Raw genomic sequence first — 23,506 nt, 5'->3', positions numbered from 1 at the left:
TACGCGTCCAACAGTATGGATGGCGTGGACGACACTCGCCAGATTCAGCGCACCCTCGACCTCGCCCTACGGGTCGGGGAGATGCTGCTGTCCAACGGTGCGGGTGCCGCCGACGTCACCGCGACGATGTCGTCGATCGCCCACCACCTGGGTCTGCGGCAGGCCCAGGTCGACGTGACCTTCACGACACTGGAGATCTCCTACCAGGCCGCATTCGACGAGCCGGCGTTCTCGCTGACCCGCCACGTCACGCACCGCGAGACCGACTTCGAGGACCTCACGGACGTCGACCAGGTCGTGACAGACCTGCTCCGGGACGACATCGACCTGGACGAGGCGCGGACGCGGGTCGCCCGGATCGCGTCGACCGGCCACCACACGTCGCGCTGGGCGGTGACCGTGTCGTACGCGCTCATCGGCGCGGGGATCGCCCTGCTGATCGGCGGCGACTGGCTCGTCACGCTCATCGCAGCGGCGGCGTCGGGCGGCATCGAGATCCTCCAGCGCTATCTCTCGCGGCTGCGGCTGCCGTTCTTCTACGCCCAGGTGGCCGGCGGGCTCCTCGCGACCCTGATGGCGGTCGCGGCGAGCGCGATCGACCTCGACGTCGACCCGTCGCTCGTCATCACCGCGAGCATCGTGATGCTCCTGGCGGGGCTCGGCTTCATCGGCGCGATCCAGGATGCGCTGACCGGCTTCTACGTCACCGCGGTCGCCCGCATCCTAGAGGTGATGATGTCGACCGCCGGCATCATCGTCGGCGTCAGCGGCGGCCTGACCGTGGGTGGCCTGCTCGGCGTCGACATCACCCTCGACCCGGGCGTCGCCGGCCTGTCCCGCCTCCCGCTGATGGTCACAGGTGCCGCGATCGCCGCCGGCGCGTTCGCCTACTCCGCGTACGCCCCGCGCCGCAGCATCGTCCCGATCGCGGCCGTCGGCGGGGTCGCCGCCGGCATCTACCTGTTCCTCGCCGACCACGACGTGGGGCGCGCCTGGCCCGCCGGACTCGCCGCGGTCTTCATCGGCCTGGTCGGGTTCACCGTCGCGGGCTGGTGCCGCGTGCCGCCGCTCGTGGTGGTCGTCGCCGCGATCGTCCCGCTGCTCCCCGGACTGTCGATCTACCGCGGCCTCTCGATGCTGGCCGCCGACAACTACGCCGGCATCCTCGCGATGATCACCGCCGCCGCGATCGCCATCTCGCTCGCGGCCGGCGTCATCCTTGGCGAGTACGTCGCTCAGCCCGTGCGACGCGAGGCCCGGCGCCTCGAGCAGCGCCTCGCCGGCCCCCGTCTGGTGGGGCCCCTCAGAGCCCGCGCCAAGCGCAGATGACCAGTCAGGTGGTATGAACGTTACGCGCCAGTAGGCACCCCCTGAGGAGACCCATGAGACTTCAGCTGTCAGACGAGGACGTCGCATTCCGCGAGGAGATGCGCGAGTTCTTCACCACCCAGATTCCCCAGGACATCCGGGACACCGTGGCTGCACGCCGCGAGCTGTCCAAGGACCAGATCGTCCGCTCGATGCAGGCGATGAACGCCGCCGGGATCGCCGTTCCCAACTGGCCGGTCGAGTGGGGCGGCAAGGACTGGACGCCGCTCCAGCGCCACATCTGGCACGAGGAGATGCAGCTGGCCGGAGTCGTGCCGCCGCTCGCCTTCAACGCCTCGATGATCGGACCGGTCATCGCGACGTTCGGCTCGCAGGAGATCAAGGAGCGCTTCCTGCCCAAGACGGCCAATCTCGACATCTGGTGGTCGCAGGGCTTCTCCGAGCCCGACGCCGGCTCCGACCTCGCGTCGCTGCGCACCACCGCGGTCCGCGAGGGTGACGAGTACGTGGTCAACGGCCAGAAGACGTGGACGACGCTCGGCCAGTACGGCGACTGGATCTTCACGCTCGTGCGCACCGATCCCACGGTCAAGAAGCAGGCCGGCATCTCGCTCCTGCTGATCGACATGACGTCGCCGGGCCTGACGGTCCGCCCGATCGAGCTGATCGACGGCGGTCACGAGGTCAACGAGGTCTTCTTCGACAACGTCCGTGTGCCGGTCGCCAACCTCGTCGGCGAGGAGAACAAGGGCTGGGACTACGCGAAGTTCCTGCTGGGCAACGAGCGCGTCGGCGTGGCCCCCGTGGGCTCGACGAAGCGCGCCCTGGCCGAGGCCAAGGAGTACGCCAAGACGGCCGGCCCCGGCGGCACCTCGCTGCTCGACGACCCGCTGATCGCCGCCGAGATCGCGGACCTGGAGAACGATCTCCTGGCCCTCGAGCTCACCGCGCTGCGCGTCGTCGCGCACTCGGCCGACGGCAAGCCGCACCCCGCCTCGTCCGTCCTCAAGCTGCAGGGCACGGTGCTGCAGCAGGCCGTGACCGAGCTGTGGGTCGACCTGGCCGGGCCGGACTCGCTGGCCACCGGCGCCGGCGAGGGCTCGGACGTTCCCGACCTGGCCCGCACCGCGACGCCCAACTACCTCAACTACCGCAAGGCCTCGATCTACGGCGGTTCCAACGAGGTGCAACGACAGATCATCGCCGGCACGATCCTGGGACTGAGGGGCTGACATGGACTTCACACTGGACTCAGAGCAGACAGCACTGCGCGATGCCGTGCGCGGGCTGCTCTCGAAGGCCTACGACTCGTCCGAGACGCGTCGCCAGGTGACCAAGACCGATCCGGGCTGGGACGAGAAGACCTGGTCGCGGCTCGCCGAGATGGGCGCCCTGGGCCTCCCGTTCGCGGAGGAGGACGGCGGCTTCGGCGCCGGACCCGTCGAGGTCTCGATCGTCGCCGAGGAGATCGGGCGCGTCATCGCCCCCGAGCCGTACGTCGAGGCGGTCGTCCTCGCGGGCGGCCTCGTCGCGGCGGCCGGCACCGCCTCGCAGCGCGCCGAGATCATCGGAGCCCTGGCAGAGGGATCGCTCGTCCCGGCATTCGCGCACACCGAGCCGGGCGCCCGCTACAGCGAGGACGCCCGCGGCGTCACCGCGACCGCGACCGGCGACGGCTGGACGCTCACGGGCGTCAAGGAGCCGGTGCTCGGCGGCGGTCGCGCCGACCTGCTCATCGTCAGCGCGGCGGTCGAGGGTGGCACCGGGCTGTTCCTGGTGACGCCTGACGCAGCGGGCCTGACCCGCACGTCGTACTCGACGTTCGACGGCGGTCGCGCGGCCCACATCGGCCTCGACAGCACGCCGGCGGTCCCGCTCGGCGAGCCCGGAGCCGATCAGTCGGCCGCCATCGCGGCCTCGGTCGCGGCGGCGCAGATCGCGTACGGCCACGAGGCGATCGGCGCCATGGCGACGGCGCTGGAGGAGACGACGGCGTACCTCAAGACGCGCAAGCAGTTCGGCGTCCCGCTGATGACGTTCCAGGCGCTGACGTTCCGCGCGGCCGACATGTACGTGTCGCTCGAGCTGGCCCGCAGCACGGTGACGTGGGCGACGATGGTCCTGCTCGACGGCGGGGAGGGCGCGGATGCGCTCGAGGCCGCGTCGCGCGCCAAGCTGCAGGTCAGCAAGGCCGGTCGTCACATCGGCAAGGAGGCCATCCAGCTGCACGGTGGCATCGGCATGACTGCGGAGTACAGCGTCGGTCACTACATGTCGCGCCTCACCGCGATCGACCACGCGCTCGGCGACGGGCGGCACCACCTCGCGGCCCTGTCAGCGACGCTGGACGACCACGGCGTCGTCGATCCTCTGCCGTGAGCCCACGGCGGTCCTGATCGCCTGACACCAGGGCGGTGGCGCGCTCGTCCTCCCGAGACCGGGGGCGAGCGGGTCACCGCCCTTGGTGCGTCCGGACCAGGATCAGGACGTCGGGAGCGCGCGGGCCTCGGCCATGACCCCGGCGACGAAGATGTCGATCGCCGAGCCGTAGTAGTCGTCGGAGTCCGCGCAATTGACCATGGACGGTGCCGCGGCGCGCAGCAGTGGGTAGCTGTCCTCGGGCAGCGACTGCAGCAGCGACATCTTGGCCGCAAGGGCCTCGTCGCGATCAGCCGGCTTGACCGTCGTCTCCTTGCCCGGCTCGCCCACCACCAAGGTCATCGACATCATCAGCGCGTAGTGGGCGACGGCCGCTGCCTTGTCGATCGCGAACCCCTCGTCGACCAGCTTGCGGAGCGTCATCTCGGTGAGATCCCGACCGGCCTCCACCATCAGCAGGCGATGGGGCACCAGCGGCGTCGCGTGGGGGTGCTCGCGCATCGCGTCGACCAGCGCCGTCATGGCGTCGCGGAGATATCCCTCGAGGCCGAGATCCGGGTCGGGCAGACCCATCCCGGCCACGACGGCGTCGCCCACCGCGTCGAGCAGCGCCTCCTTGTTGGAGAAGTGCCAGTAGAGCGCCATCGGGGTCACGCCGAACTCGTCAGCGACCTTGCGCACCGTCAGCGCCTCGAGGCCGGACGTGTCGACGATGCGCAGCGCGCTCTCGACCACCAGCTCACGGTTCAAAGAGTTCTTCGCCTTCACATTGACAACTATACGGCATATATGTTTCGCTCCTTTACGACGTACATTTACAACGTAAAGGAGTGGTCATGGACGACCGCCGCAACATCTGGGCCCTCGTGGCCGTCGCGCTGGCGACGTTCATGACATACCTGGACAACAACATCATCAACGTCGCGATCCCCGTCATCCAGGACGATCTCGACCTCGGCACCGCAGGCATGGAGTGGGTCGTGAGCTCGTACATCCTCACGTTCGCCGGCCTGATGCTCATCGGTGGACGCCTCGCGGACCTGCTGGGCCGCCGCCGCATCTTCTTGATCGGGCTGGGCATCTTCACCCTCGCCTCGTTCGCGGCCGGGCTCTCCGGCAACGTCGAGACGCTGATCGCGAGCCGGGCGGTCCAGGGCGTCGGTGCCGCGCTGCTCACCCCCACGACCCTCGCGATCATCTCCGCGACGTTCACCGACAAGCGTGAGCGCAATGTCGCGGTCGGCATCTGGGGTGCGGTCGGCGCGCTCGCCCTGGCGGCGGGGCCGTTGCTGGGCGGGGTCCTGAGCGAGCACGTCACGTGGGAGTGGATCTTCTTCATCAACGTCCCGCTCGGCGTCATCACGGCGGGCCTGGCGATGTGGGCGATCACGGAGTCGCGCGATCCCGTCGAGCGGGGTCTCGACCTCTGGGGCCTGGTCGCCTCCACGATCTCGCTGACTGCCCTGACCTTCGCCCTCATCGAGGGCAACGGCCGCGGCTGGAGCTCGCCGGAGATCCTGGCCACGTTCGCCATCGCCGCAATCGCCGCCGCCTGGTTCGTCGCCGCCGAGCTCGCGGTGGACGACCCGATGGTCGACCTCGCGCTGTTCCGCGACCGGGTCTTCTCCGGCGCGCTGGTGTCGCTGATGCTGTGGGCGTTCGGCCTGTTCGGCATCTACTTCTTCACGTCCCTGTACCTGCAGGGCGTGCTCGGCTTCTCCCCCACCAAGGCGGGCCTGACGTTCGTGCCGATGGCCCTGTTCATGGCGGTCTCCGCGGCCGGCTCGGAGGCCGTCGCGCACCGGTTCGGGGCGCACCGCTCGGTCACCTTCGGCATGGCGCTGATGGGTGTCGCGATCGCCTCAGTCGCGCTGTTCGGCCAGGACGCGTCGATGCTCGACCTCATGCCCAGCTTCATCGCGATCGGCATCGGCGGCGGGCTGACGATCCCGCTGACCGCCACGGTGCTCGGGGTCATGCCCCAGGACCAGGCCGGCGTGGCCTCGGGCGTCTTCAACACCTCTCGCGAGCTGGCCGGGCTGCTCGGCATCACGATCATCGGCGTCCTCGTGACCAGCCGCCAGGACGCGGTGCTCGGTGACGGCGGGATGCCGCTCGACGCCTTCCTCAGCGGCTACCGCCTGGGACTGGTCGTCGCCGGTGCGCTCGTCACGGCCGGTGCGCTCGCGGCCTGGGCCGCACTTCGCCGGGCCGAGGACGAGCCCGTCGCCGACGAGGACGCCGTCCTGGTGGGATGAGCGGGCCCCTGCGGGCATGAAGGACCCCTCGCGTACCCGACAGAGCCCACTGACCCTTGCTGCCTTCCGGCCCTGGGGGAGTTGGGTGAGATGTCGCCACGCGAGGGGCTGCCCCCATCATACGGATGGCACGTCCGCCGCCCCAATCCGGGACGCCCACGGCCCGCGCGGACGGCTGGCGCCAGCCCGATTGGTCGGGAGCCATGACCGACCGGTAACCTCGTCGACGGAGGATTCGCATAGTGGCCTAGTGCGCTCGCTTGGAAAGCGGGTTGAGTGAAAGCTCTCAGGGGTTCGAATCCCCTATCCTCCGCCACGCTCGACGATGAGGGTTCGCAGGTGCTCCCGGCACCTCGGACCCTCATCGTGCGTCGGGGGCTGCGGGGCTACGTCCGATGACGGCTCAGGACGGGGGCGCCACGCCCAGCTTGTCCGCCGGCTCGTCCGTCAGCTTGGCGACGACGTCCTTGGAGGCGTCGAGGCAGCCGCTCCGGATCGAGAGGTTGATGCCGCCGGAGCCGTAGCGGGCACGGAACGTCATACCGTCCTTGGACGCCTCCACGACCTCGCCGGTCCGGTTGTCGACCGTCCACCCGGTCGACGTCAGCGCCGACTCGATGCTGCCCGGATAGTCCGACGACCCGGTGTTGGTCTGGGTGATCGCGATCTCCGCGACGTACTCGGCTCCCGATGGGCTCGGCTGCATGCCGCAGATGGCCCACCGTCCCCCACCGGAGCCGGAGAAGCTCGCGGCCTCCACGGCCTCGCCGACCGCCGGGAACGCCTCTCTCGCAGCCGCTCGCGTGGTGTCGGCGCGCTGCGAGGCGTCCGAGCCGGAGCCGTCCGAGCCGTCCGAGCCCGCGGAACCGCCGCACCCGAACAGGCTCGAGAGCATCGCCATCCCCACCACGACTCCCATGCGCCTCATGTCACTCCTCAGTCCCACGGGTCGAGCCGGCTGCCGCACTCGCGGCGGCCGCGAGGAACGGGTCTATCGCCGCGCGATCCGTCGCCGCATGCGCGCCAGGCCGCGACGGTACAGCAACCATCCGACCACCATCAGCAGCACGCCGAACGCGAGGAAGCCCAGGTCCCACGACAGCGGACCGCCGAGGTCGTCGCGGACGTGGTGGACCTTCAGCACGTGGTGGTCCACGATGCCCTCGACGACGTTGAACAGCCCCCAGCCGCCGAGCAGCAGGCCGAGGTGGAACGGCAGGTTCGGCGACATCCGGCCCTGACGCCAGCTCCGGATCATGACGACCGAGCCGGCGACGACGAAGATCCAGGTCGCGACGTGGAAGAAGCCATCGGCGACCGTGTTGAGCTCGAGCCCCGAGAGCGTCTTGTCCGACTCGTGATTGGTGAGCATGTGGTGCCACTGGAAGATCTCGTGCAGCACGATCCCGTCGACGAAACCACCGAGACCGATGCCCATGAGCAGCCCTCCCCAGGGTGACGGGGGCTCTTGCACCGGCGCTTTCCTCACGTCTGCGGACATGGGCGTCCAGTACCCCGCGCGACGTCCGGTCATGCGGGCCGCACAGTTTCACCGGGCAGGACTCGTCGGCTTCCCTGAGGATGGACGTAGTGACCGGGCACACCCAGGTTTGTCCAAGCCCAGGAGTGCCCCCGCCCATCAACGAGGGACCACGCACGTGTCGGACCACCAAGCCCATGACCGCGACTGCTGAGCACGCCGCGGCGGATCGCCGTGAGGACGTGTCCGCGGCGGCCTTCCTCACGCGCGTCGAGAGGCGCCTCGACGCCTTCCTGGCCGAACGGTCGCGCGTGCTCCTCGAGGTGAGCCCCGACCTGCAGGCCGTCGCGCGTGTCCTGCGCGACATGTCCCGCGGCGGCAAGCGGCTGCGCGCCTCGTTCGGCTACTGGGGCTGGCACGGCACCGGCACACCCGTCTCGGACGAGGCGGTGGACGCGGCCGCGGCCCTCGAGGTCTTTCACCTCGCGGCGCTCGTGCACGACGACCTCATGGACCACAGCGCGACGCGGCGCGGGGTGCCGACCGCCCACACGACGTTCGCGGAGCTGCACCGCGAGGGCGACCTCCTCGGCGACGCGGTCGAGTTCGGCCACGGCGCGGCACTGCTGATCGGCGACCTGTGCCTGACCTGGTCCGACGAGCTGCTCGACGGCAGCCTGCTCGACCCGACCCGCCGCGCCGCCGCGCGCCGGGTCTACAACCTGATGCGCACCCAGGTCGTGGCCGGGCAGTACCTCGACGTGCTCGAGCAGTCGCGCCACCACACCACCGTGGAGGCCGCGCGCACCGTGCTGCAGTTCAAGAGCGCCAAGTACACCGTCGAGCACCCCCTCATGCTGGGCGGGGCGTCCGCGGGGGCCGGGCCCGAGCTGCTCGGCGCCTACTCCGCCTACGGGCTCCCGATCGGCGAGGCCTTCCAGCTGCGCGACGACGTCCTGGGCGTCTTCGGCGACGAGACCCGCACCGGCAAGCCCGTCGGGGACGATCTGCGCGAGGGCAAGAAGACGCTGCTGGTGCTGGTCGCACGGGACCGCGCCGACCGGGCCGGCCGCGAGCGCCTGGACGCGGGCCTCGGCAACCGCGAGCTGGACGCCCACGGGGTGGCCGCGTTGCAGGAGATCCTCGTCGAGACCGGCGCCCTCGACCTGGCCGAGCAGCGGATCGCCGAGCTCACGTCCCGCGGCGTCGACGCGATACGCGCCAGCGACGTGCCCGAGCCGACGGCGTCCGGGCTGGCCGCGCTCGCCGAGCGCATCGCAGGACGGGCCGCCTGATGCGCACCGTGAAGGGCAGCACCGATCACGTCGTCATCGTCGGCGCGGGCCTCGGCGGCCTCTCCGCCGCGCTCCGCCTCGCCGGCGCAGGCCGCCAGGTCACGGTCGTGGAGCGCGACGACGAGCCGGGCGGCCGGGCCGGCGTGGTCCGCACGGGCGGCTACACGTTCGACACCGGGCCGACCGTCCTGACGATGCCCGATCTCATCGCGGACGCCTTCGACTGCGTCGGCGAGCAGATGGAGGACTGGCTGGACCTGGTCCCGGTCGACCCGCTCTACCGCGCGACGTACCCCGACGGCTCCCGCATCGACGTCCACGCCGACCCGGCACGCATGGAGCAGGAGATCCGCGAGGTGTGCGGTCCGGGTGACGCGGCGGGCTTCCGCGACTTCACCGCATGGCTCGAGAAGGTCTACCGCTACGAGATGCGGGACTTCATCGACACCAACATGGACTCCCCCCTGTCGGTGGCCACCCCCAACCTCGCGCGCCTCGCGGCGGTCGGTGGGTTCCGCAAGCTGGCTCCCAAGGTCGCGCAGTACCTCAAGGACCCGCGGCTGCAGAAGGTCTACAGCTTCCAGGCGATGTACGCCGGTCTGTCGCCCTACGACGCCCTCGCGATCTACAGCGTCATCAGCTACATGGACTCGGTCGCAGGCGTCTTCTTCGCCCGGGGCGGCATGCACGCGGTCCCGCAGGCCCTCGCGGGTGCGGCGGAGAAGCACGGCGTGACGTTCCGATACGGCACGACGGTCGAGCGGGTCGAGCTCGACGGCAAGCGCGCGACGGCCGTGCACACCACCGACGGTGAGCGCATCGCGTGCGACGCAGTCGTCCTGACGCCCGATCTGCCGGTCGCCTGGCGCGATCTCCTCGGTCGGACGCCGCGACGCGTGGCGCGACTGTCCTACTCACCCTCGTGCTATCTCCTGCTGGCGGGCTCCACGGTGGACTACGACCCCGGCGCGCTGCACAACATCTCGTTCGGCGAGTCGTGGCAGGGGGTGTTCACCGAGCTCATCGACGAGCGCCGGGTGATGAGCGATCCCTCGCTGCTCGTGTCGGTGCCGACCCACATGGACCCGAGCCTCGCGCCCGCCGGACGACACAGCTACTACGTCTTGTTCCCGACCCCCAACCTCGACGCCGACATCGCCTGGCGGACGTTCGAGCCGCGCTACCGCGAGCACGTCATCGAGACGCTCGAGCGGCGCGGCTACCCCGGCTTCGGCGACGCGATCGAGGTCGAGCACGCCACGACCCCCCTGGACTGGCAAGCGCAGGGCATGGAGCGCGGGGCGCCCTTCGCGGCCGCGCACACGTTCGGCCAGACCGGCCCGTTCCGTCCCCGCAACATCTGGGGCGAGAACGTCGTCTTCGCCGGCTCAGGCACCACGCCGGGCGTCGGCGTGCCGATGGTGCTGGTCTCGGGACGACTCGCGGCCGAGCGCATCACCGGCCCGCAGCCGGGCTACCGGTCGAGGACCTGGCCGTGAGCGCCCGAGAGCTCGACGCCGCCGGCATCCACGACCCGTCGCTGCGCTCGTCGTACGAGACGTGCCGCAGGCTCAACGCCGAGCACGGCAAGTCCTACTACCTCGCGACGCTGCTGCTGCCGCCGCACAAGCGCCCGCACGTCCATGCGCTGTACGGCTTCGCGCGCTATGCCGACGACTTCGTCGACTCGCTGACCGCACCCGATCCCGATCGTCTCGTGGCCTGGGGCGATGCGTTCCTCGACGCGGTCAGGACCGGCGGATCGGACGATCCGGTGGCCGCGGCGGCCGGCCACACGATGAGCCGCTACCGGATCCCCGTGGCGTACGTCGAGGCCTTTTTGCAGTCGATGCGCCAGGACATCACGGTCTCCTCCTACGAGACGTACGACGACCTGCGCGACTACATGTACGGCTCCGCGGCCGTGATCGGGCTGCAGATGGTGCCGGTGCTCGGGGTCGTCGACGACCGTGCCCACCACCACGCGCAGCTGCTGGGCGAGGCGTTCCAGCTGACCAACTTCATCCGCGACGTCGCCGAGGACCTGGTCCGGGGGCGGGTCTACCTGCCGCAGGAGGACCTCGACGCGTTCGGCGTGCACCCGCACGACCTGCGGCCCGGGCCCGTGCGACCGGAGGTCCGCAACCTCGTGCAGTTCGAGGTCGAGCGTGCCCGCGAGCTGTACGCCCGGGCCGCCCCGGGCATCGACCTGCTGGAGCCCACGAGCCGTGACTGCGTCTGGACCGCGTTCCACCTCTACGGCGGCATCCTCGACGAGGTCGAGAGGGCCGGCCACGACGTGCTCAATCAGCGCGTGACGGTGTCGCGTCCTCGACGTCTGCGGATCGCGGGCCCCCGCCTCGTCGCAGCCGCCCGCGCTCGCCGAAGGGTCCGGCCTGCACACCACGACGGCCCCACCACGTCCACCAGCACATCGACCACGTGACCAGGGCGAATCCGAACAGGAAGTCCTCGACCGGTGCATGACCCACACGCCATCCGAGGATCGCGTCAGGGTCGTAGCGGAAGACGCCGCGCGAGGTCAGCCACTCGTTGGTCAGCAGCTGGAAGAACAGCACGATCGCGTAGGACACCCAGAACACCCGGCGGGTCAGCAGCCGGGTGCGAAGGATCCAGAGATCGAGCACGATCGTCGCGAGCACCGCGACCAGGGACACCTCGGTGTGCGTCATCGACGCTCGACCTCCTGCGGCTCGTCGCCGACGGTCCAGCCGCGCACTGCCCGGACGGCCTCGAGCGTCATCACCGAGGCGACCGGTACGACGAAGAAGAACATCAGCTCCTCGACGGGGAGGTCGCCGACCGTCGCGCCCCACGTGCGGGACAGGTCGAACGACCAGTGCCCCGCGCGGGTCGCGAGCACGTCCCACAGGATGAACGGTGGTGCGACGCACAGCAGGACGAGGCCGAGGCGGAGCGGACGGGTGTAGATCCGTGTGTGCAGCACGAGCTCCAGCGGCAGGGTCGCGACCAGGACGAACAGCAGCATCCCGGCATACGTCCAGGACTCCATCGGGGCACCTCCGTCGATCTGCTCGTGGAGGTTACAGTCTCCCGGCGATGGAGCGTGGCCGCGAGCCGAGTCAGCGCCATGCGCGCACCTGCACGGTGCGGGAGGATGGGCAGGTGATGGCGGCGGAGCGGGCAGGCAGGTCCTCCGGGATCGCGACCACGGCTGTGGACACACTGCGATCGGCCGGACGCACGGTCGGGCGCCGCGACGTGTCGGTGTCGGCGGCCCAGCTCACGTACTTCGCCGGGATCGCGATCGTCCCGTGGCTGCTGCTCGCGTGCTGGTCGACGACCTGGTTCGGCGACAGCTCGGACGCCGAGGCCCGGCTGCTCGACCTGCAGGCACTCGTGCCGCCCGACATGGGTGCGCGCGGACCGTTCGCCACGCTCGTGTCAGCCGGTGCGAACCTCGGCCTGGTCGGCGCGATCGTGACCGTGTTCCCGGCGAGCTTCTACGGCGAGGGGATCCGCCGCGGCTGCCTCTCGCTGCTCCCCGCGAACGAGCGCCTCACGGGCTGGCGCGCACGGCTCTCGATGCTGCCGCTGCTCATCCTGCTGCCCTTCTTGTCGATCGCAGTCGTCCGGCTCGCCCCCGGGCCCATCGACCTCGCGTCGCGCGAGGGCCTGTGGTCGCGTCTGCTCCTGATCGTCGTCGAGTTCACGATCACGTGGCTGGCCCTCACCCCGGCGCTGGCGTGGATCTTCCGTCAGGTGGCCCCCGGGCACCTGCACTGGAGCTCGGCCCTGATCGGCGCCCTCGCCACCGCGTCGTTCCTCGCGGGCTTCCTGCAGGGCTTCTTGCTGTTCCTGTCGCTCCCGATCGACCTGGGGGTCCCGTTCGGCGGCCTCGACGTGGTGGGCGGTGTGGTCGCGGTGGGGTTCTGGTTGTTCCTGCTGCACCTGGTCGTGCTCGTCGGCTGGGTCGTCACGGTCGAGGCCGACGACCGCCTCCGTGCCGCGTCGGGGACCCCCCGATGAGCGCGGTCGCGGTGCTGCACGTGTGGGGCACCCGGTCGGTGCCGTCCGCGCTCTGGCGGATGGGCCGCGACCGGATCGGGCTGCGCGGCACCCCCGGCCTCCGCTTCGCCAAGCTGCTCGGCACCGGCTCCGGCGAGACCTTCACGGTCCGGGACGCAGATCCGCACCACTGGGCGACGCTGACGGTGTGGGAGGACCAGCAGTCCGCGGCCGCCTTCGAGTCCGGGCGCCTCGTCCGCGGGTGGGACGCCCTCGCCCACGAGCGGCTGCGGGTCGTGATGTCGCCGCTGTCGTCGCGCGGCACGTGGTCGGGCGCCGAGCCGTTCGCGCCGGGCCCGGCCGAGCGGCACGACGGGCCGGTCGCCGCGATCACCCGTGCCCGGCTGCGCGTACGCCGTGCGGCCACGTTCTGGCGCGCGGTCCCTGCCGTCTCGAGCGATCTGCACGGATCGCCCGGCCTGCGGATGTCGCTCGGCATCGGCGAGGCACCGGTCGGCCTGCAGGGGACGTTCAGCCTGTGGGAGTCCTCTGACGCGCTCGTCGACTTCGCCTACCGCCGGTCACCTCATCTCGAGGTGGTGCGGCGCACCGCATCGGCCGGCTGGTACGCCGAGGAGCTGTTCGCCCGGCTCGCGATCGCCGAGATCGAGGGCACCTACCGGGGAGTGGCACCGTGACGCCGTCCTCGTTCGTCGCCGACCGCACCGGGACGCCCCCCGCCCTGCTGCTCGCGTGGGCACTGGGGGGCGCGGCGATCCTCACCCAGATGGTCTTCCCGTTCACCGACGGCGGCAGCAACCGGCTCACGATCCTCAGCGTCGTGCTGCTGTCGGCGGCCGCGCTGGTCCACGTCACCGCGACCCGCGGCGGCACGTCGGCGCTCGGCCTGCTCGTCGTCGCGGGCGGGGGCGGCCTGGTCGCCGAGGCGGTCGGCGTCCACACCGGGGTGCCGTTCGGCTCCTACGACTACACCGGCACTCTCGGCCCCGAGGTGCTGGGCGTCCCCGCGGTCGTCCCCCTCGCCTGGCTGATGATGGCCTATCCCGCGCTCGTGGCAGCGCGCCGGCTCGCCGGCCCGCGTCGTCTGCTGGTCCCGCTGATCGCCGGATGGGCCCTCACGACATGGGACGTGTTCCTCGACCCGCAGATGGTCGACGCCGGCCACTGGCGCTGGGACGACCCGACCCCGTCCCTGCCGGGCGTCGAGGACATCCCGCTGACCAACTTCGCCGGCTGGCTCGTGGTCGCCGTCCTCATGTGCGCGGCCCTCGACCGAGTCGTGGCCCGCCGCCCCGGCGAGACCACCGACCGCGACCTGCTGCCGCTCACCGTCTTCCTGTGGACGTACGCCTCGTCGGTGCTCGCGCACGCGGCGTTCTTCGGCCGTCCCCCCGTCGCCCTGGTCGGCGGACTGCTCATGGGGACCGTCGCGATCCCGCTCGCGGTGCTGCTGGCACGGCACCGCCGCCGGGCCGGCTCGTGAGCTCCGGTCCGGCCGTGCGCGCCGGGACGGCCCTGTCGCTCGGGTCCCTCGCCCTGGTGCTGCGCAACCTGCGGACGTTGCGCGTGCCCGACGAGGAGGGCACCCCGACCCGCGAGCACGTCGCGGTCCTGCTGCCCGTCCGCGACGAGGCCGACGTCGTCGTCGCATGCCTGCGCAGCCTCCTGCGCTCGGCCGATCGGTGCGAGGGACCCGTCGACGTGCTGGTCCTGGACGACGGCTCGACCGATGCCACCGCCGACCTCGTGCGATCGGTCGCCGCGGCCGACCCCCGGGTGACGCTGCTGACCGGCGCACCCCTGCCGCAGGGCTGGCTCGGCAAGCCGTGGGCGTGCCATCAGCTGGCCGAGGCCGCTCCGGTGCAGGCGAGCGTCCTGGTGCTCGTCGACGCCGACGTCACGGTGGCCGCGACGTGCCTGCCCGCGACGGTCGGCCTGCTCCGGTCGGCCCGGCTCGACCTGGTGTGCCCGTATCCCCGGCAGCTGGCGGTGACCTGGTCCGAGCGCCTGGTGCAGCCGCTGCTGCAGTGGTCGTGGATGAGCACCCTCCCCCTGCGCCTCGCCGAGCGCTCGCCCCGCCCGTCCCTCGGCGCCGCCAACGGACAGCTGCTGTGCGTCGACGCGGCCGCCTACCGCCGCGCGGGCGGTCACGCCGCGGTGCGCCACGAGGTGCTGGAGGACATCGCGCTGCTGCGGGCGGTCAAGGCCTCCGGCGGGCGCGGTGTCGTGGCCGACGGCAGCAGCGTCGCGACGTGCCGCATGTACGACGGCTGGCCCGCGCTGCGGGACGGCTACGCCAAGTCGTTGTGGTCCGCCTTCGGGTCGGGCCCGGGCGCCGCGGTCGTCGCCGGCGGGCTCGCCCTGGCGTACGTCGTTCCGCCCGCCGCGGCCCTGCGCGGATCGCGCACAGGGCTGCTGGGCTACCTCGCGGCCGTCGCCGGACGGGCGCTCGTGGCCCGCCGCACGCGCGGTCGCACCACCCCGGACGTGTGGCTCCACCCGCTCTCGGTGCTGCTGCTCGACGGGCTGCTGATCGACTCGTTCCGGCGCCGCGCCCGCGGCGACCTGCGCTGGAAGGGCCGCCCCGTGACCGAGCCCCGGAGCGCGCGATGAGCCGGGTCGTCGTCATCGGGGCCGGCCTCGGCGGGCTCGCGGCGGCCGCCCGGCTGTCCGCAGCCGGCCACGACGTGACCGTCCTGGAGCAGTCGGACGCGGTCGGCGGCAAGCTCGGCACGTTCCGGCGCGACGGCTTCACGTTCGACACCGGACCCTCGCTGCTGACGATGCCGTACGTGTTGGAGGACCTGTTCGCGGCCACGGGCGACCCGCTGTCGTCGGTGCTGACGCTGGAGCGGCTCGAGATCGCGTGCCACTACCGCTTTCCCGACGGCACCGTGCTGGACATGCCCGGCGACGTCTCCGCGATCGCCGCGGCGCTCGACGGCGCCCTCGGGCCGGGAAGCGGCGCCCAGTGGACCGCATTCCTCGGCCGCGCCGGGCGCATCTGGGACGCGACGCACGAGCCGTTCCTGGAGTCGCCCATCACGCTCACCGACATGGCCCGGCTCTCCCGCAGGCTCACCGACGTCCGCGACGTCGCCCCGTGGCAGACGCTCCGCGGCCTCGGCGCGTCGTACCTGACCGATCCGCGCCTGCGGCAGCTGCTGGACCGCTACGCGACGTACACCGGATCGGACCCACGCCGGGCCCCGGCCGCCCTGGCCACGGTGCCGTACGTCGAGCAGGTGCACGGCTCGTGGCACGTCCCTGGGGGCCTGCACCGCATCGCCGAGGCGGTCCGCGACCGTGCCGTCGAGCGCGGCACCACCCTGCGGCTGTCCACCGAGGTCGCCGAGGTGAGGACCGCGGGCGGCCGGGTCAGCGGGGTCCGGCTCGCGGACGGCGAGCTGCTGCCCGCCGACGTCGTCGTCGCCGGGGTGGACGCCGCCCAGCTGTACGGCCGGCTCGTCCCGCCGGCCAGGTGGGCCAGCCGGACCGCGACCCGCCTGGACCACGCCCGGTCGCTGTCGGGGTTCGTGCTGCTCCTCGCGACGGACGCCCTGCCCCACGAGCACCGCTCGCACCGGGTGCTGTTCACCGACGACTACGACGCGGAGTTCGACGGCGTCCTCGGCCCGCGCTCGCGACGCCGCCCCGTGGAGGCGCCGACCGTGTACGTGTCGTCGCCGGACGACCCCGCCCTCGCGCCCGAGGGCGGGGAGGGGCTGTTCGTCCTGGTCAACGCCGCACCGCACGACCCGCACGGTGGCGTGGACTGGGATGCGCCGGGGCTCGCCGCGGACTATGCCGACCACGTGCTCGAGACCATGGCGCGCCGCGGTCTCGACGTGCGACCCCATCTCCGCTGGCGCGAGGTGCGGACGCCCGCCGACCTCGCGCGGGCCACCTTGACCGGCGGCGGCGCCATCTACGGCTCCTCGTCGAACGGACCCCGGTCGGCGTTCCTGCGCCCGGCCAACCGCTCGCCCGTCCCGGGGCTGTTCCTGGTGGGCGGTTCCTCGCACCCCGGAGGTGGGCTGCCGCTCGTGATGCTGTCGGCCGAGATCGTCAGCGGTCTCGTGGGGCCTTGCTGACCCCCAGGCTGCGGTGCGCCACGAACGCGAGGTGGGCGATCGACCACGTCGCGAGGATCGCGGCGACCACGGTGCCGGCCCCGGCCAGCACCTCGACGGCATCCGAGGGCACGTCGACGACGTCCTCCGCGAGGCGGGCCAGGCCGCACAGTCCGCCGACGGTCGCGACGACGATGATGCGCGACGGTCGTTCCCACACCGTGAGGGCCCCGACGCCGGTCATCCCGACCGCGCGGGCAGAGGCCCGCAGCGACTCCAGCAGCAGCGTCAGCGCACCCGCCCCGACGCACGCCCACGTGGGGGCCCCGAGCACCCAGAGGGCGGACAGCAGCAGCAGGTCGGAGAGCCGGTCGGTGAGATCGTCCAGCACCGCCCCCCACGCACTGTCGGTGCCGGTCATGCGGGCCACGGCACCGTCCATGCCGTCGAGCAGACCCGCGACGACGGCCAGCGCCGCGGCCGCGATCGGCCAGCCACCGGGCGCCGCGGCGACGGCCGGCACGAGGGCCGAGACGATCAGCCCGCCGACCGTGATCGCGCCGGGTGGGACGCGCCGGGCCGCCAAGGGGCGGGCCAGGCGGTGGACCAGGGCGAGCCAGCCGCCGATCCACCTCGACGCGTCTGGGTCCACACCACCGTGCGCGGCCGACCACCGCTGCCGGGCGAGCTGTCCGGTGGGGTCGCCGTCCGGCGGGGTCGCCATGTCAGATCGTGACCGCGGGAGGCAGGCGGGTGGGGTCGGCCGTGGGCCAGTGGGCGGGCGCCGGCCCGAGGGCGTCGAGCGCCTCGACCTGCGTGCGGCACCAGGACGAGACCTCGCGACGGCCGGACAGGACGTCGGCCGCGAACTCGCGCCACGGCACCCACACCGCGTCGTCGACCTCGGCGGGATCGGGCGTCACCTCACCCGCCGCGCGGGCGATGAACACCGGGCACATCTCGTTCTCACGGATGCCGTTCATGTGGGCGGTGTAGCGGAACTCCGGCAGCACCAGACGCACCTGCTCGACCGAGAGGCCCAGCTCCTGCCGGACCCGCCGCGACACCGCGGCGAGCATCGACTCGGCCGGCGCGGGATGCCCGCACGCACTGTTGGTCCACACCCCCGGGAACGTCTTCTTGTCCACTGCACGCCGCGTGACGAGCAGCCGGTCGTCGGCGTCGAACACGTAGCAGGAGAACGCCAGGTGCAACGGCGTCGCGTCGTGGTGGACGCCGCTCTTGGGCGCCGCGCCGATGTCACGGCCGGACTCGTCCAGCAGCACGACGTTCTCGACGGTCTCCATGCCTCCACCGTACCGACGGGCCGAGCGTCCTGCCCGCCAGCGCAGCGTGAGATCGTCCTTCGCGGGTAGTGATGACGCGAGCAGCACGACACCCCAGAACGGACGGTGCCCGGCCCGATGCCTCCACCTGACTCCCCGGACGCCGGCACGACGTCCAGCGTGCGCCTGGTGTCGCTCAACATCGCCTCGGGACGCACGGCCGACGGCACCTTCTCCCTCGCCCGCACGGGAACGGACCTGCGCGACCTCGACGCCGACGTCGTGGCGCTCCAGGAGGTCGACCTGCGGCTCCCCCGCTCGGGCGGCCTGGACCAGGCGGCGGCGCTCGCCGAGGCCTGCCGAGTGCCGGGGCGACCGCCCTGGTCCGCGCTCTTCGCCGCGACGCTGCACGGCGCGCCCGGCCCCGGGGGCGACGCCCGCCCGGCACCGGCGACGCTCCCGGACGAGCCGTCGTACGGCGTCGCGCTGCTGACCCGGCTGCCGGTGCTGTCACAGCACGAGCTCCGGCTGGCGCCCGCGAGGGGACGGCTGCCGATCCTCCTGCCGCCGGGCATCCGTCCCCGTGTCTGGTTCATGCCGGACGAGCAGCGGATCGCCCTGGCGGCGGTGCTCGACGGCCCCACCGGACCGCTGACGGTCGTCAGCACCCACCTGTCGTTCGCGCCGGCCCGTGCCGTCCGCCAGCTGCGCCAGATCCGCGACTGGGCGCGGCCGCTGCCCCGGCCCCTGGTCCTGCTCGGCGATCTCAACCTCGCCGGCTCGTGGCCCTCGCGGGCGACCGGGTGGCGGCCGCTCGTGTCCGGCCGCACGTTCCCGGCGTCCAGGCCACGTGCCCAGCTGGACCACGCGCTCGCGGACGGACCGATCCGGCTCGACCGACGGGCTGTCGTGACCGCGCTGGGCGGGGGTGACCACCTGGGGATCGTGACCGACGTGACGCCGGTGGCACCGTGACACCACTACTGTCAGCATCATGACGGACTTCGACGCCGACGTGGTCGTGGTGGGCAGTGGGTTCGGCGGTGCGGTGACCGCGCTCCGTCTCACCGAGGCGGGTCACCGTGTGATCGTCCTCGAGCGGGGCCGGCGGCTCAGCGACGCCGACCTGCTGCGCGCCCGCAAGGACCCCCGGGCGTACCTCTGGCAGCCGGCGGCCGGCATGCGCGGCTTCTTCTGGCAACGCATCTTCAAGGACGTCGGCATCATCGGCGCCAACGGCGTCGGCGGCGGGTCGATCGTCTGGGCCGGCGTGCTGCTCGAGCCCGGCGAGACGTTCTACCGCGACCCCGCGTGGGCGCACCTCGCGGACGACTGGAGGACCGAGCTCGCACCGCACTACGAGCGGGCCGCCCGCATGCTCGGCCGGGTCGCCAACACCCATCTGGGACCGATGGACGAGCACCTGCGCTCCGCCGCCCGCGCGGTGGGGGCCGAGCACACGTTCGGGCCGGTGCCGCTCGCGATCCACTTCGGCACCGAGGGCGTGACGGAGCCCGATCCCTTCTTCGGCGGCGAGGGACCCGACCGGACCGGCTGCCGGCTCTGCGGCGAGTGCCTGCTCGGCTGCCCGTACGGCGCGAAGAACCAGCTCACCCGCAACTACCTGCACCTGGCCGAGCGGTACGGCGCGGAGATCCGGGCCGAGCACGACGTCACCGCGATCACGCCCCTCGTCGGCGGCGGCTACGAGATCGCCGTCGCCCACCCCTGGCAGCGCGGCATCGACCGGGCCCCGATCCGGGCGCAGCGCGTCGTGCTGGCCGCGGGGGTGCTCGGCACCCTCGACCTGCTCTTTCGCTGCCGGGACGAGCTCGGCACCCTCCCGCGCGTCTCGCGGCAGCTCGGCCGGCACGTGCGCACCAACAGCGAGGCGCTGACCGCGGTGCAGCAGCCGGCCGGGCAGGATCTCTCGCACGGGCCCACGATCACGACCGACTTCCACCCCGACGCGGACACCCACGTGACGCAGAACCGCTATGTCGGCGGCTGGCACATGCGCTTCCAGATCGGCCCGATCATCGACGGCCACCGTCCGCGCCTGCGGGCGTTGCGCACCCTCGGGGCGATCGCGGCGCACCCGCTGCGGCAGCTCCGGGCGATGGGAGCGCGGCGGTTCGAGCAGCGCCTGACCGTGCTGACCGTGATGCAGCGCCTCGACAACGAGCTCGCATTCGAGCTGCGCCGCTCCCCGTTCCGGCCGTGGCGACGTGTGCTCCGCTCGCGGTCCGTCGCAGGCCGCGAGGCCCCGAGCTTCCTGCCGGTCGCCAACGAGGTCACCCGGGCGTACGCGAAGGCGTCCGGCGGCACCCCGTTCAACCTGCTCGGCGAGACCCTCGGCGGCCTCTCCGTGACGGCGCACATCCTGGGCGGGGCGGCCATGGGCGCCGACGCGACCGAAGGCGTCGTCGACGCCCACCACGAGGTGTTCGGGCATCCCGGCCTCTACGTCGCGGACGCCAGCACGATCCCGGCCAATCTCGGCGTCAACCCCTCGCTGACCATCACGGCGATGGCCGAGCGGTTCGCCGCAGGCTTCCCCGCGGCCCCGGCCGACCGGGTGCGCCGCGAGCCGGTCGACGCGACTCCCGCCGGGAGGACGTCATGACGATCCACGACCATTCGCTGCGTGCGCTGCGCCGCGCGTGGGGCTCGCTGCCCGATCCCCGCCTGGCCGATCTGAGCGGCACCTTCGAGGCGTCGTACGTGGGGGCGCCGCTGCGGACCGTCGCTCCGCGTGGGCTGGCCCTCGTCGGCCTGCCGCGATGGTTCGGCAAGCGGTTCCGGCCGACGGACGCCGACGCCGCGCACCTCACCGGCGTGAACCTCCTGCGCGGCGCCGACGGGACCGGGTTGTCCGAGACGCTGCCGATGACGGCGACGGTCGGCCCCTCCCTCGCGGACGGGCGACCTGCGCTGCTGGTCACGTACCCCGGCGACGCCCCGCGGCCGTGGCGCTGGGTCCGCGACGAGTTCCGGCCGTGGGACGACGACACGCTGCTGGGCATGACGTTCGTGGACGTCCCCGGGCTGCGCCGGGCGCCCGGGACGCCGTTCGTGCTGACCCGCCGGGACTGACGCATCGCGTCACCAACGGTTGTGGACGTCCTCGGCCCAGCCGTCGAGGCCCTCGAACGCGATCTCGACCTCGTCGTCGCGGAACGTCCCCGCCCAATGGCCGAAGCACTGCACGGTCCGTGACGCCAGCACCCCGAGCTGGGTCGAGGACCGCTTGTGGTGGAAGGGCGTGAACGTGGCATCGAGACCACCGCCCGTGATGCGCCACGGCCGCCGCCAGTCGTCGAGGTCGTAGTCCCAGTCGAGCTCGTGGCTGATCTTGTGCAGCCGCGTGCCCACGAGCACCGCGTTCTCGGTCGATCCGGTGCCCGCGGTCCAGCGCGCTCCCACCTGGATCCCGATCGTGCGGCCGTCGACGCTCCCCGATCCCGCGCCCCAGTTCCAGGCGATGTCGTACGGCCAGCGTCCCCGGCCGTGGTCGAGGACCGCCCACGACTCCCCGGCCGGGACCGGGGCGGTCACGCCGTCCACCGTCACGGTGCCGGTCGCCGGTCTCGCGACGTCCTTGACCGTGTACTGGAAGCGCGTGTCGCTCCACGGCACCACGACTGCAAGGCACTCGTGCCCCGGGGGGCGCACCGCCACGACGTCGAACGAGGCGCCGGGGATCGTGCCCCGCAGCCGGGTGCCGCCGTCGACCTCGTCGATGTCGATCGTCAGCCTGCCGTGCCGGGCCCGCGCAGGTCCGTCGCCGAGGGTCGCGGGCAGCGTGGCGGATCCACCGAGGACGCCGGTCGCGGCGTGCTTCACGGCCTCGCCGCTCGCCCGGTCCAGCACCCAGACCTCGTGCACCGCGGCGTAGTCCAGCGACGAGACCGTGAGCGCGACGACGTGGGTCGGCGTCATGACGTTCCAGTACTCCCACCGCTTGTTGCGGCCCCACGAGACCCGACCGCCGATGCCGGGGGTGTCGACCAGGGGCTGCCGGGCCCAGCCGACAGCCGCCCGGTTCAGCCGGCCGTCGGGCCCGGTGAGCGACACCCGCTCGGTCAGCTCGTGCTCGATCACGTGATCTCCTCCTGGTCGCCCCCGGGAGATCCTAGGCCGGTGCGGCAGCGTCCTCGAGCGCCGTCCTCGCATCACGGGGCGCCGGCTCGCGGCGCAGCAACGTGAGCACCGCGATCCGCGCGCTGGAGGCGGGGGGCCTGGTCGTGCGTGACCAGCTCGAGGGCAACGCCCGCTCGGTCGCGCTCGTGCCCACCGCGCAGGCGTCCACGAGCGTCGCGAGGATCAACGCGTACTGGACGACCCTGCTGCGTGAGGTGCCGGACGACGTGCTCGCCGAGGCCGTCAACGCGACACCCGTGCTCGCCGCGATCGCCGAGGCGATCAGGCGGCGTTCCGAAGGGGCGTCAGGCCCGGGCTGACTCCGGCTCGTGCTCGGCGTCGTGGTCGGAGCCATGACAGTTGTCGCGGTCGAAGGCGATCATCACGCCGAACGCCACGAGGACGACGGCCCACCCGACGATGGCATCGACGATCCAGTGGTTGCCGGTGCCGATGATCACGACGGTCATCATGGCTGCGTAGGCCAGGCCGATGCCCTGAACGATGCGAGGAACGCCCGCGCGGATCAGCACGATCGCGACCCACAGCGCCCAGCCCGCGTGCAGCGACGGGAACGCCGCGAGATCGTTGGTGATGTCGCCCATGCCCTTGGGCGCCGAGCCGTTCTGGCTCCACCAGCCGATCCCCGAGTTGAGGCTGAGGATGTCGTGGTAGCCGCCGACCAGACGCGGAGGAGCCGTCGGCATCAGCAGATAGAAGATCAGTCCGATCACGGACGCCAGCACGATCGCGCGGCGGGCCGTGACGTACTGCGACACACTGCGGCGGTAGAGCCACACGAGCACGACGAGGGTGACCAGGTAGTGCGTCGTGGCGTACCAGAAACTGCTCGCGACACCGATCCACTCGTGCTTGAAGAACAGGTCGTTGAGCCAGGACTCGACGTCGATGCGCCAGGACTTCTCGAACGTCAAGATGTCGAAGGCGCGACCCCGGGCCGGCGCGAACGCGGTCGAGGCGAAGGTCCGGGAGATCACGTAGCCGACGTAGAGCACGCCGATCAGCGCGACCTCGATGCCGGCGCGGCCGGCCACTCGCAACAGGCCGGACGAGCGACTGGCGGTGGTGGTCGTCTCCGCCGGCATCGTCCGTGCTGATGACTGCGTCATCGCGCCTCCTGCGGTCGGTCCGGGTCCTGACCCAGCAAGGCGCCGAAGTGCGCCTTCTCTTGTCGATCCTGTTGCGCCTCGACAAGAGGAACAACCCGTGGAGACCCTGATTCCTTCCTCAG

At 72.1% G+C, this 23,506-nt stretch carries 24 protein-coding genes, 1 tRNA gene, 1 other RNA gene and 1 pseudogene; 17 read left to right on the top strand and 10 right to left on the bottom strand.

Going from position 1 to position 23,506, the window contains the following annotated elements; translation table 11 throughout:
* The first annotated feature begins 15 nt into the window (after nt 1–15).
* The 3 genes from GEV27_RS13510 to GEV27_RS13500 are packed head-to-tail and all read left to right on the top strand — an operon-like array spanning nt 16 to nt 3,708.
* Complete coding sequence (locus GEV27_RS13510) at nt 16–1,329, top strand: threonine/serine exporter ThrE family protein (RefSeq protein WP_153909591.1); 1,314 nt, start codon at nt 16–18, stop codon at nt 1,327–1,329.
* 53 nt (nt 1,330–1,382) lie between these two features.
* A complete protein-coding gene (locus GEV27_RS13505; protein WP_153934845.1) occupies nt 1,383–2,561 on the top strand; it encodes an acyl-CoA dehydrogenase family protein in 1,179 nt (392 codons plus the stop codon).
* A 1-nt stretch (nt 2,562) separates the two neighbouring features.
* Nucleotides 2,563–3,708 (top strand): acyl-CoA dehydrogenase family protein, encoded by a 1,146-nt coding sequence (locus tag GEV27_RS13500; RefSeq protein WP_153909592.1) that lies wholly within the window; start codon nt 2,563–2,565, stop codon nt 3,706–3,708.
* Nucleotides 3,709–3,810: 102 nt separating this feature from the next.
* Here the strand turns inward: GEV27_RS13500 and GEV27_RS13495 are convergent, their stop codons facing one another.
* Nucleotides 3,811–4,476, bottom strand: coding sequence for a TetR family transcriptional regulator (locus GEV27_RS13495; RefSeq protein ID WP_153934844.1), 666 nt, complete (start codon nt 4,474–4,476; stop codon nt 3,811–3,813).
* Between the two features lie 68 nt (nt 4,477–4,544).
* On the opposite strand from GEV27_RS13495, the gene GEV27_RS13490 reads away from it, so the two are divergent.
* On the top strand, nt 4,545–5,966 hold the full coding sequence (locus GEV27_RS13490; protein ID WP_153934843.1) for an MFS transporter: 1,422 nt from the start codon (nt 4,545–4,547) through the stop codon (nt 5,964–5,966).
* A 16-nt stretch (nt 5,967–5,982) separates the two neighbouring features.
* Here GEV27_RS13490 and ffs read toward each other — a convergent pair.
* An RNA gene (ffs, locus tag GEV27_RS13485) (signal recognition particle sRNA small type) lies at nt 5,983–6,079 on the bottom strand.
* Between the two features lie 115 nt (nt 6,080–6,194).
* Here ffs and GEV27_RS13480 point away from each other — a divergent pair.
* Nucleotides 6,195–6,282 (top strand) — tRNA-Ser (locus GEV27_RS13480).
* 87 nt (nt 6,283–6,369) lie between these two features.
* Here the strand turns inward: GEV27_RS13480 and GEV27_RS13475 are convergent.
* Together GEV27_RS13475 and GEV27_RS13470 are read right to left on the bottom strand one after the other, a co-directional pair.
* On the bottom strand, nt 6,370–6,894 hold the full coding sequence (locus GEV27_RS13475) for a hypothetical protein (RefSeq protein WP_153934842.1): 525 nt from the start codon (nt 6,892–6,894) through the stop codon (nt 6,370–6,372).
* Between the two features lie 63 nt (nt 6,895–6,957).
* Nucleotides 6,958–7,440, bottom strand: coding sequence for a DUF2243 domain-containing protein (locus GEV27_RS13470; RefSeq protein ID WP_309222243.1), 483 nt, complete (start codon nt 7,438–7,440; stop codon nt 6,958–6,960).
* A gap of 203 nt (nt 7,441–7,643) precedes the next feature.
* On the opposite strand from GEV27_RS13470, the gene GEV27_RS13465 reads away from it, so the two are divergent.
* The 3 genes and pseudogenes from GEV27_RS13465 to GEV27_RS13455 all read left to right on the top strand — a co-directional run.
* The gene (locus GEV27_RS13465) at nt 7,644–8,741 is read left to right on the top strand and encodes a polyprenyl synthetase family protein (protein WP_153651409.1); all 1,098 of its coding nucleotides are present in this window, start codon (nt 7,644–7,646) and stop codon (nt 8,739–8,741) included.
* Nucleotides 8,741–10,240, top strand: a complete 1,500-nt coding sequence (gene crtI / locus GEV27_RS13460) for a phytoene desaturase family protein (RefSeq protein WP_228765267.1) — start codon at nt 8,741–8,743, stop codon at nt 10,238–10,240. The genes GEV27_RS13465 and crtI overlap by 1 nt, the downstream gene beginning before the upstream one ends.
* A pseudogene (locus GEV27_RS13455) lies at nt 10,237–11,016 on the top strand (phytoene/squalene synthase family protein); the annotation flags it as partial. The gene crtI and the pseudogene GEV27_RS13455, both read left to right, overlap by 4 nt.
* 28 nt (nt 11,017–11,044) lie before the next feature.
* Here GEV27_RS13455 and GEV27_RS13450 read toward each other — a convergent pair.
* Both GEV27_RS13450 and GEV27_RS13445 read right to left on the bottom strand, forming a co-directional pair.
* The gene (locus tag GEV27_RS13450) at nt 11,045–11,434 is read right to left on the bottom strand and encodes a lycopene cyclase domain-containing protein (RefSeq protein ID WP_153651407.1); all 390 of its coding nucleotides are present in this window, start codon (nt 11,432–11,434) and stop codon (nt 11,045–11,047) included.
* Nucleotides 11,431–11,775, bottom strand: coding sequence for a lycopene cyclase domain-containing protein (locus GEV27_RS13445; protein ID WP_153651406.1), 345 nt, complete (start codon nt 11,773–11,775; stop codon nt 11,431–11,433). Before GEV27_RS13445 ends, GEV27_RS13450 begins: the two co-directional genes overlap by 4 nt.
* A 116-nt stretch (nt 11,776–11,891) precedes the next feature.
* On the opposite strand from GEV27_RS13445, the gene GEV27_RS13440 reads away from it, so the two are divergent.
* Genes GEV27_RS13440 through GEV27_RS13420 form a run of 5 tightly spaced genes read left to right on the top strand, consistent with a single transcriptional unit; the run spans nt 11,892 to nt 16,846 of the window.
* Nucleotides 11,892–12,752, top strand: a complete 861-nt coding sequence (locus GEV27_RS13440) for a YhjD/YihY/BrkB family envelope integrity protein (RefSeq protein ID WP_194944212.1) — start codon at nt 11,892–11,894, stop codon at nt 12,750–12,752.
* Complete coding sequence (locus GEV27_RS13435; RefSeq protein ID WP_153934836.1) at nt 12,749–13,429, top strand: monooxygenase; 681 nt, start codon at nt 12,749–12,751, stop codon at nt 13,427–13,429. The genes GEV27_RS13440 and GEV27_RS13435 overlap by 4 nt, the downstream gene beginning before the upstream one ends.
* Complete coding sequence (locus tag GEV27_RS13430) at nt 13,426–14,235, top strand: carotenoid biosynthesis protein (RefSeq protein WP_208430709.1); 810 nt, start codon at nt 13,426–13,428, stop codon at nt 14,233–14,235. Before GEV27_RS13435 ends, GEV27_RS13430 begins: the two co-directional genes overlap by 4 nt.
* Nucleotides 14,232–15,365: a glycosyltransferase family 2 protein gene (locus GEV27_RS13425; protein WP_309222242.1), complete on the top strand. Its 1,134-nt coding sequence runs from the start codon at nt 14,232–14,234 to the stop codon at nt 15,363–15,365. The genes GEV27_RS13430 and GEV27_RS13425 overlap by 4 nt, the downstream gene beginning before the upstream one ends.
* Nucleotides 15,362–16,846, top strand: coding sequence for an NAD(P)/FAD-dependent oxidoreductase (locus tag GEV27_RS13420; protein ID WP_153934834.1), 1,485 nt, complete (start codon nt 15,362–15,364; stop codon nt 16,844–16,846). Before GEV27_RS13425 ends, GEV27_RS13420 begins: the two co-directional genes overlap by 4 nt.
* On the opposite strand, the gene GEV27_RS13415 is transcribed toward GEV27_RS13420, so the two are convergent.
* Nucleotides 16,821–17,549, bottom strand: coding sequence for a CDP-alcohol phosphatidyltransferase family protein (locus tag GEV27_RS13415; RefSeq protein ID WP_153934832.1), 729 nt, complete (start codon nt 17,547–17,549; stop codon nt 16,821–16,823). The genes GEV27_RS13420 and GEV27_RS13415 overlap by 26 nt on opposite strands.
* A gap of 1 nt (nt 17,550) precedes the next feature.
* Nucleotides 17,551–18,132, bottom strand: a complete 582-nt coding sequence (gene idi, locus GEV27_RS13410; RefSeq protein ID WP_153934830.1) for an isopentenyl-diphosphate Delta-isomerase — start codon at nt 18,130–18,132, stop codon at nt 17,551–17,553.
* Nucleotides 18,133–18,249: 117 nt separating this feature from the next.
* Between idi and GEV27_RS13405 the strand changes: the two genes are divergently transcribed.
* Genes GEV27_RS13405 through GEV27_RS13395 form a run of 3 tightly spaced genes read left to right on the top strand, consistent with a single transcriptional unit; the run spans nt 18,250 to nt 21,207 of the window.
* Nucleotides 18,250–19,086, top strand: a complete 837-nt coding sequence (locus GEV27_RS13405) for an endonuclease/exonuclease/phosphatase family protein (protein WP_153651399.1) — start codon at nt 18,250–18,252, stop codon at nt 19,084–19,086.
* 19 nt (nt 19,087–19,105) lie between these two features.
* Nucleotides 19,106–20,737 carry a GMC oxidoreductase gene (locus GEV27_RS13400; protein ID WP_153934828.1) on the top strand — a complete coding sequence of 544 codons (1,632 nt, stop codon included), beginning with the start codon at nt 19,106–19,108 and terminating at the stop codon, nt 20,735–20,737.
* Nucleotides 20,734–21,207 carry a hypothetical protein gene (locus GEV27_RS13395; protein ID WP_153909605.1) on the top strand — a complete coding sequence of 158 codons (474 nt, stop codon included), beginning with the start codon at nt 20,734–20,736 and terminating at the stop codon, nt 21,205–21,207. Before GEV27_RS13400 ends, GEV27_RS13395 begins: the two co-directional genes overlap by 4 nt.
* 9 nt (nt 21,208–21,216) lie before the next feature.
* Here GEV27_RS13395 and GEV27_RS13390 read toward each other — a convergent pair whose 3' ends face one another.
* Complete coding sequence (locus GEV27_RS13390) at nt 21,217–22,215, bottom strand: DUF2804 domain-containing protein (RefSeq protein ID WP_309222241.1); 999 nt, start codon at nt 22,213–22,215, stop codon at nt 21,217–21,219.
* A gap of 101 nt (nt 22,216–22,316) precedes the next feature.
* On the opposite strand from GEV27_RS13390, the gene GEV27_RS13385 reads away from it, so the two are divergent.
* Entirely contained in the window at nt 22,317–22,574 is a 258-nt protein-coding gene (locus GEV27_RS13385; protein ID WP_153934826.1) for a hypothetical protein, read from the top strand.
* On the opposite strand, the gene GEV27_RS13380 is transcribed toward GEV27_RS13385, so the two are convergent.
* Nucleotides 22,560–23,384, bottom strand: a complete 825-nt coding sequence (locus GEV27_RS13380) for a phosphatase PAP2 family protein (protein ID WP_153909608.1) — start codon at nt 23,382–23,384, stop codon at nt 22,560–22,562. The two genes, GEV27_RS13385 and GEV27_RS13380, sit on opposite strands and share 15 nt — an antisense overlap.
* Nucleotides 23,385–23,506 lie beyond the last annotated feature (122 nt).

Origin of the sequence: Aeromicrobium sp. S22, assembly GCF_009661045.1 — a bacterium.
Classification (GTDB): Bacteria; Actinomycetota; Actinomycetes; order Propionibacteriales; family Nocardioidaceae; genus Aeromicrobium; species Aeromicrobium yanjiei.
The sequence above is the reverse complement of the archived record's forward strand: the minus strand, read 5'-3'. Positions and strand labels throughout refer to the sequence as shown.

Coding starts and splice junctions, on each gene's coding strand:
- GEV27_RS13510 (WP_153909591.1), top strand. CDS start 16: ATGGATGGCGTGGACGACACTCGCCAGATTCAGCGCACCCTCGACCTC.
- GEV27_RS13505 (WP_153934845.1), top strand. CDS start 1,383: ATGAGACTTCAGCTGTCAGACGAGGACGTCGCATTCCGCGAGGAGATG.
- GEV27_RS13500 (WP_153909592.1), top strand. CDS start 2,563: ATGGACTTCACACTGGACTCAGAGCAGACAGCACTGCGCGATGCCGTG.
- GEV27_RS13490 (WP_153934843.1), top strand. CDS start 4,545: ATGGACGACCGCCGCAACATCTGGGCCCTCGTGGCCGTCGCGCTGGCG.
- GEV27_RS13475 (WP_153934842.1), bottom strand. CDS start 6,894: ATGAGGCGCATGGGAGTCGTGGTGGGGATGGCGATGCTCTCGAGCCTG.
- GEV27_RS13465 (WP_153651409.1), top strand. CDS start 7,644: ATGACCGCGACTGCTGAGCACGCCGCGGCGGATCGCCGTGAGGACGTG.
- crtI (WP_228765267.1), top strand. CDS start 8,741: ATGCGCACCGTGAAGGGCAGCACCGATCACGTCGTCATCGTCGGCGCG.
- GEV27_RS13450 (WP_153651407.1), bottom strand. CDS start 11,434: ATGACGCACACCGAGGTGTCCCTGGTCGCGGTGCTCGCGACGATCGTG.
- GEV27_RS13445 (WP_153651406.1), bottom strand. CDS start 11,775: ATGGAGTCCTGGACGTATGCCGGGATGCTGCTGTTCGTCCTGGTCGCG.
- GEV27_RS13440 (WP_194944212.1), top strand. CDS start 11,892: ATGGCGGCGGAGCGGGCAGGCAGGTCCTCCGGGATCGCGACCACGGCT.
- GEV27_RS13435 (WP_153934836.1), top strand. CDS start 12,749: ATGAGCGCGGTCGCGGTGCTGCACGTGTGGGGCACCCGGTCGGTGCCG.
- GEV27_RS13420 (WP_153934834.1), top strand. CDS start 15,362: ATGAGCCGGGTCGTCGTCATCGGGGCCGGCCTCGGCGGGCTCGCGGCG.
- GEV27_RS13415 (WP_153934832.1), bottom strand. CDS start 17,549: ATGGCGACCCCGCCGGACGGCGACCCCACCGGACAGCTCGCCCGGCAG.
- idi (WP_153934830.1), bottom strand. CDS start 18,132: ATGGAGACCGTCGAGAACGTCGTGCTGCTGGACGAGTCCGGCCGTGAC.
- GEV27_RS13405 (WP_153651399.1), top strand. CDS start 18,250: ATGCCTCCACCTGACTCCCCGGACGCCGGCACGACGTCCAGCGTGCGC.
- GEV27_RS13400 (WP_153934828.1), top strand. CDS start 19,106: ATGACGGACTTCGACGCCGACGTGGTCGTGGTGGGCAGTGGGTTCGGC.
- GEV27_RS13395 (WP_153909605.1), top strand. CDS start 20,734: ATGACGATCCACGACCATTCGCTGCGTGCGCTGCGCCGCGCGTGGGGC.
- GEV27_RS13380 (WP_153909608.1), bottom strand. CDS start 23,384: ATGACGCAGTCATCAGCACGGACGATGCCGGCGGAGACGACCACCACC.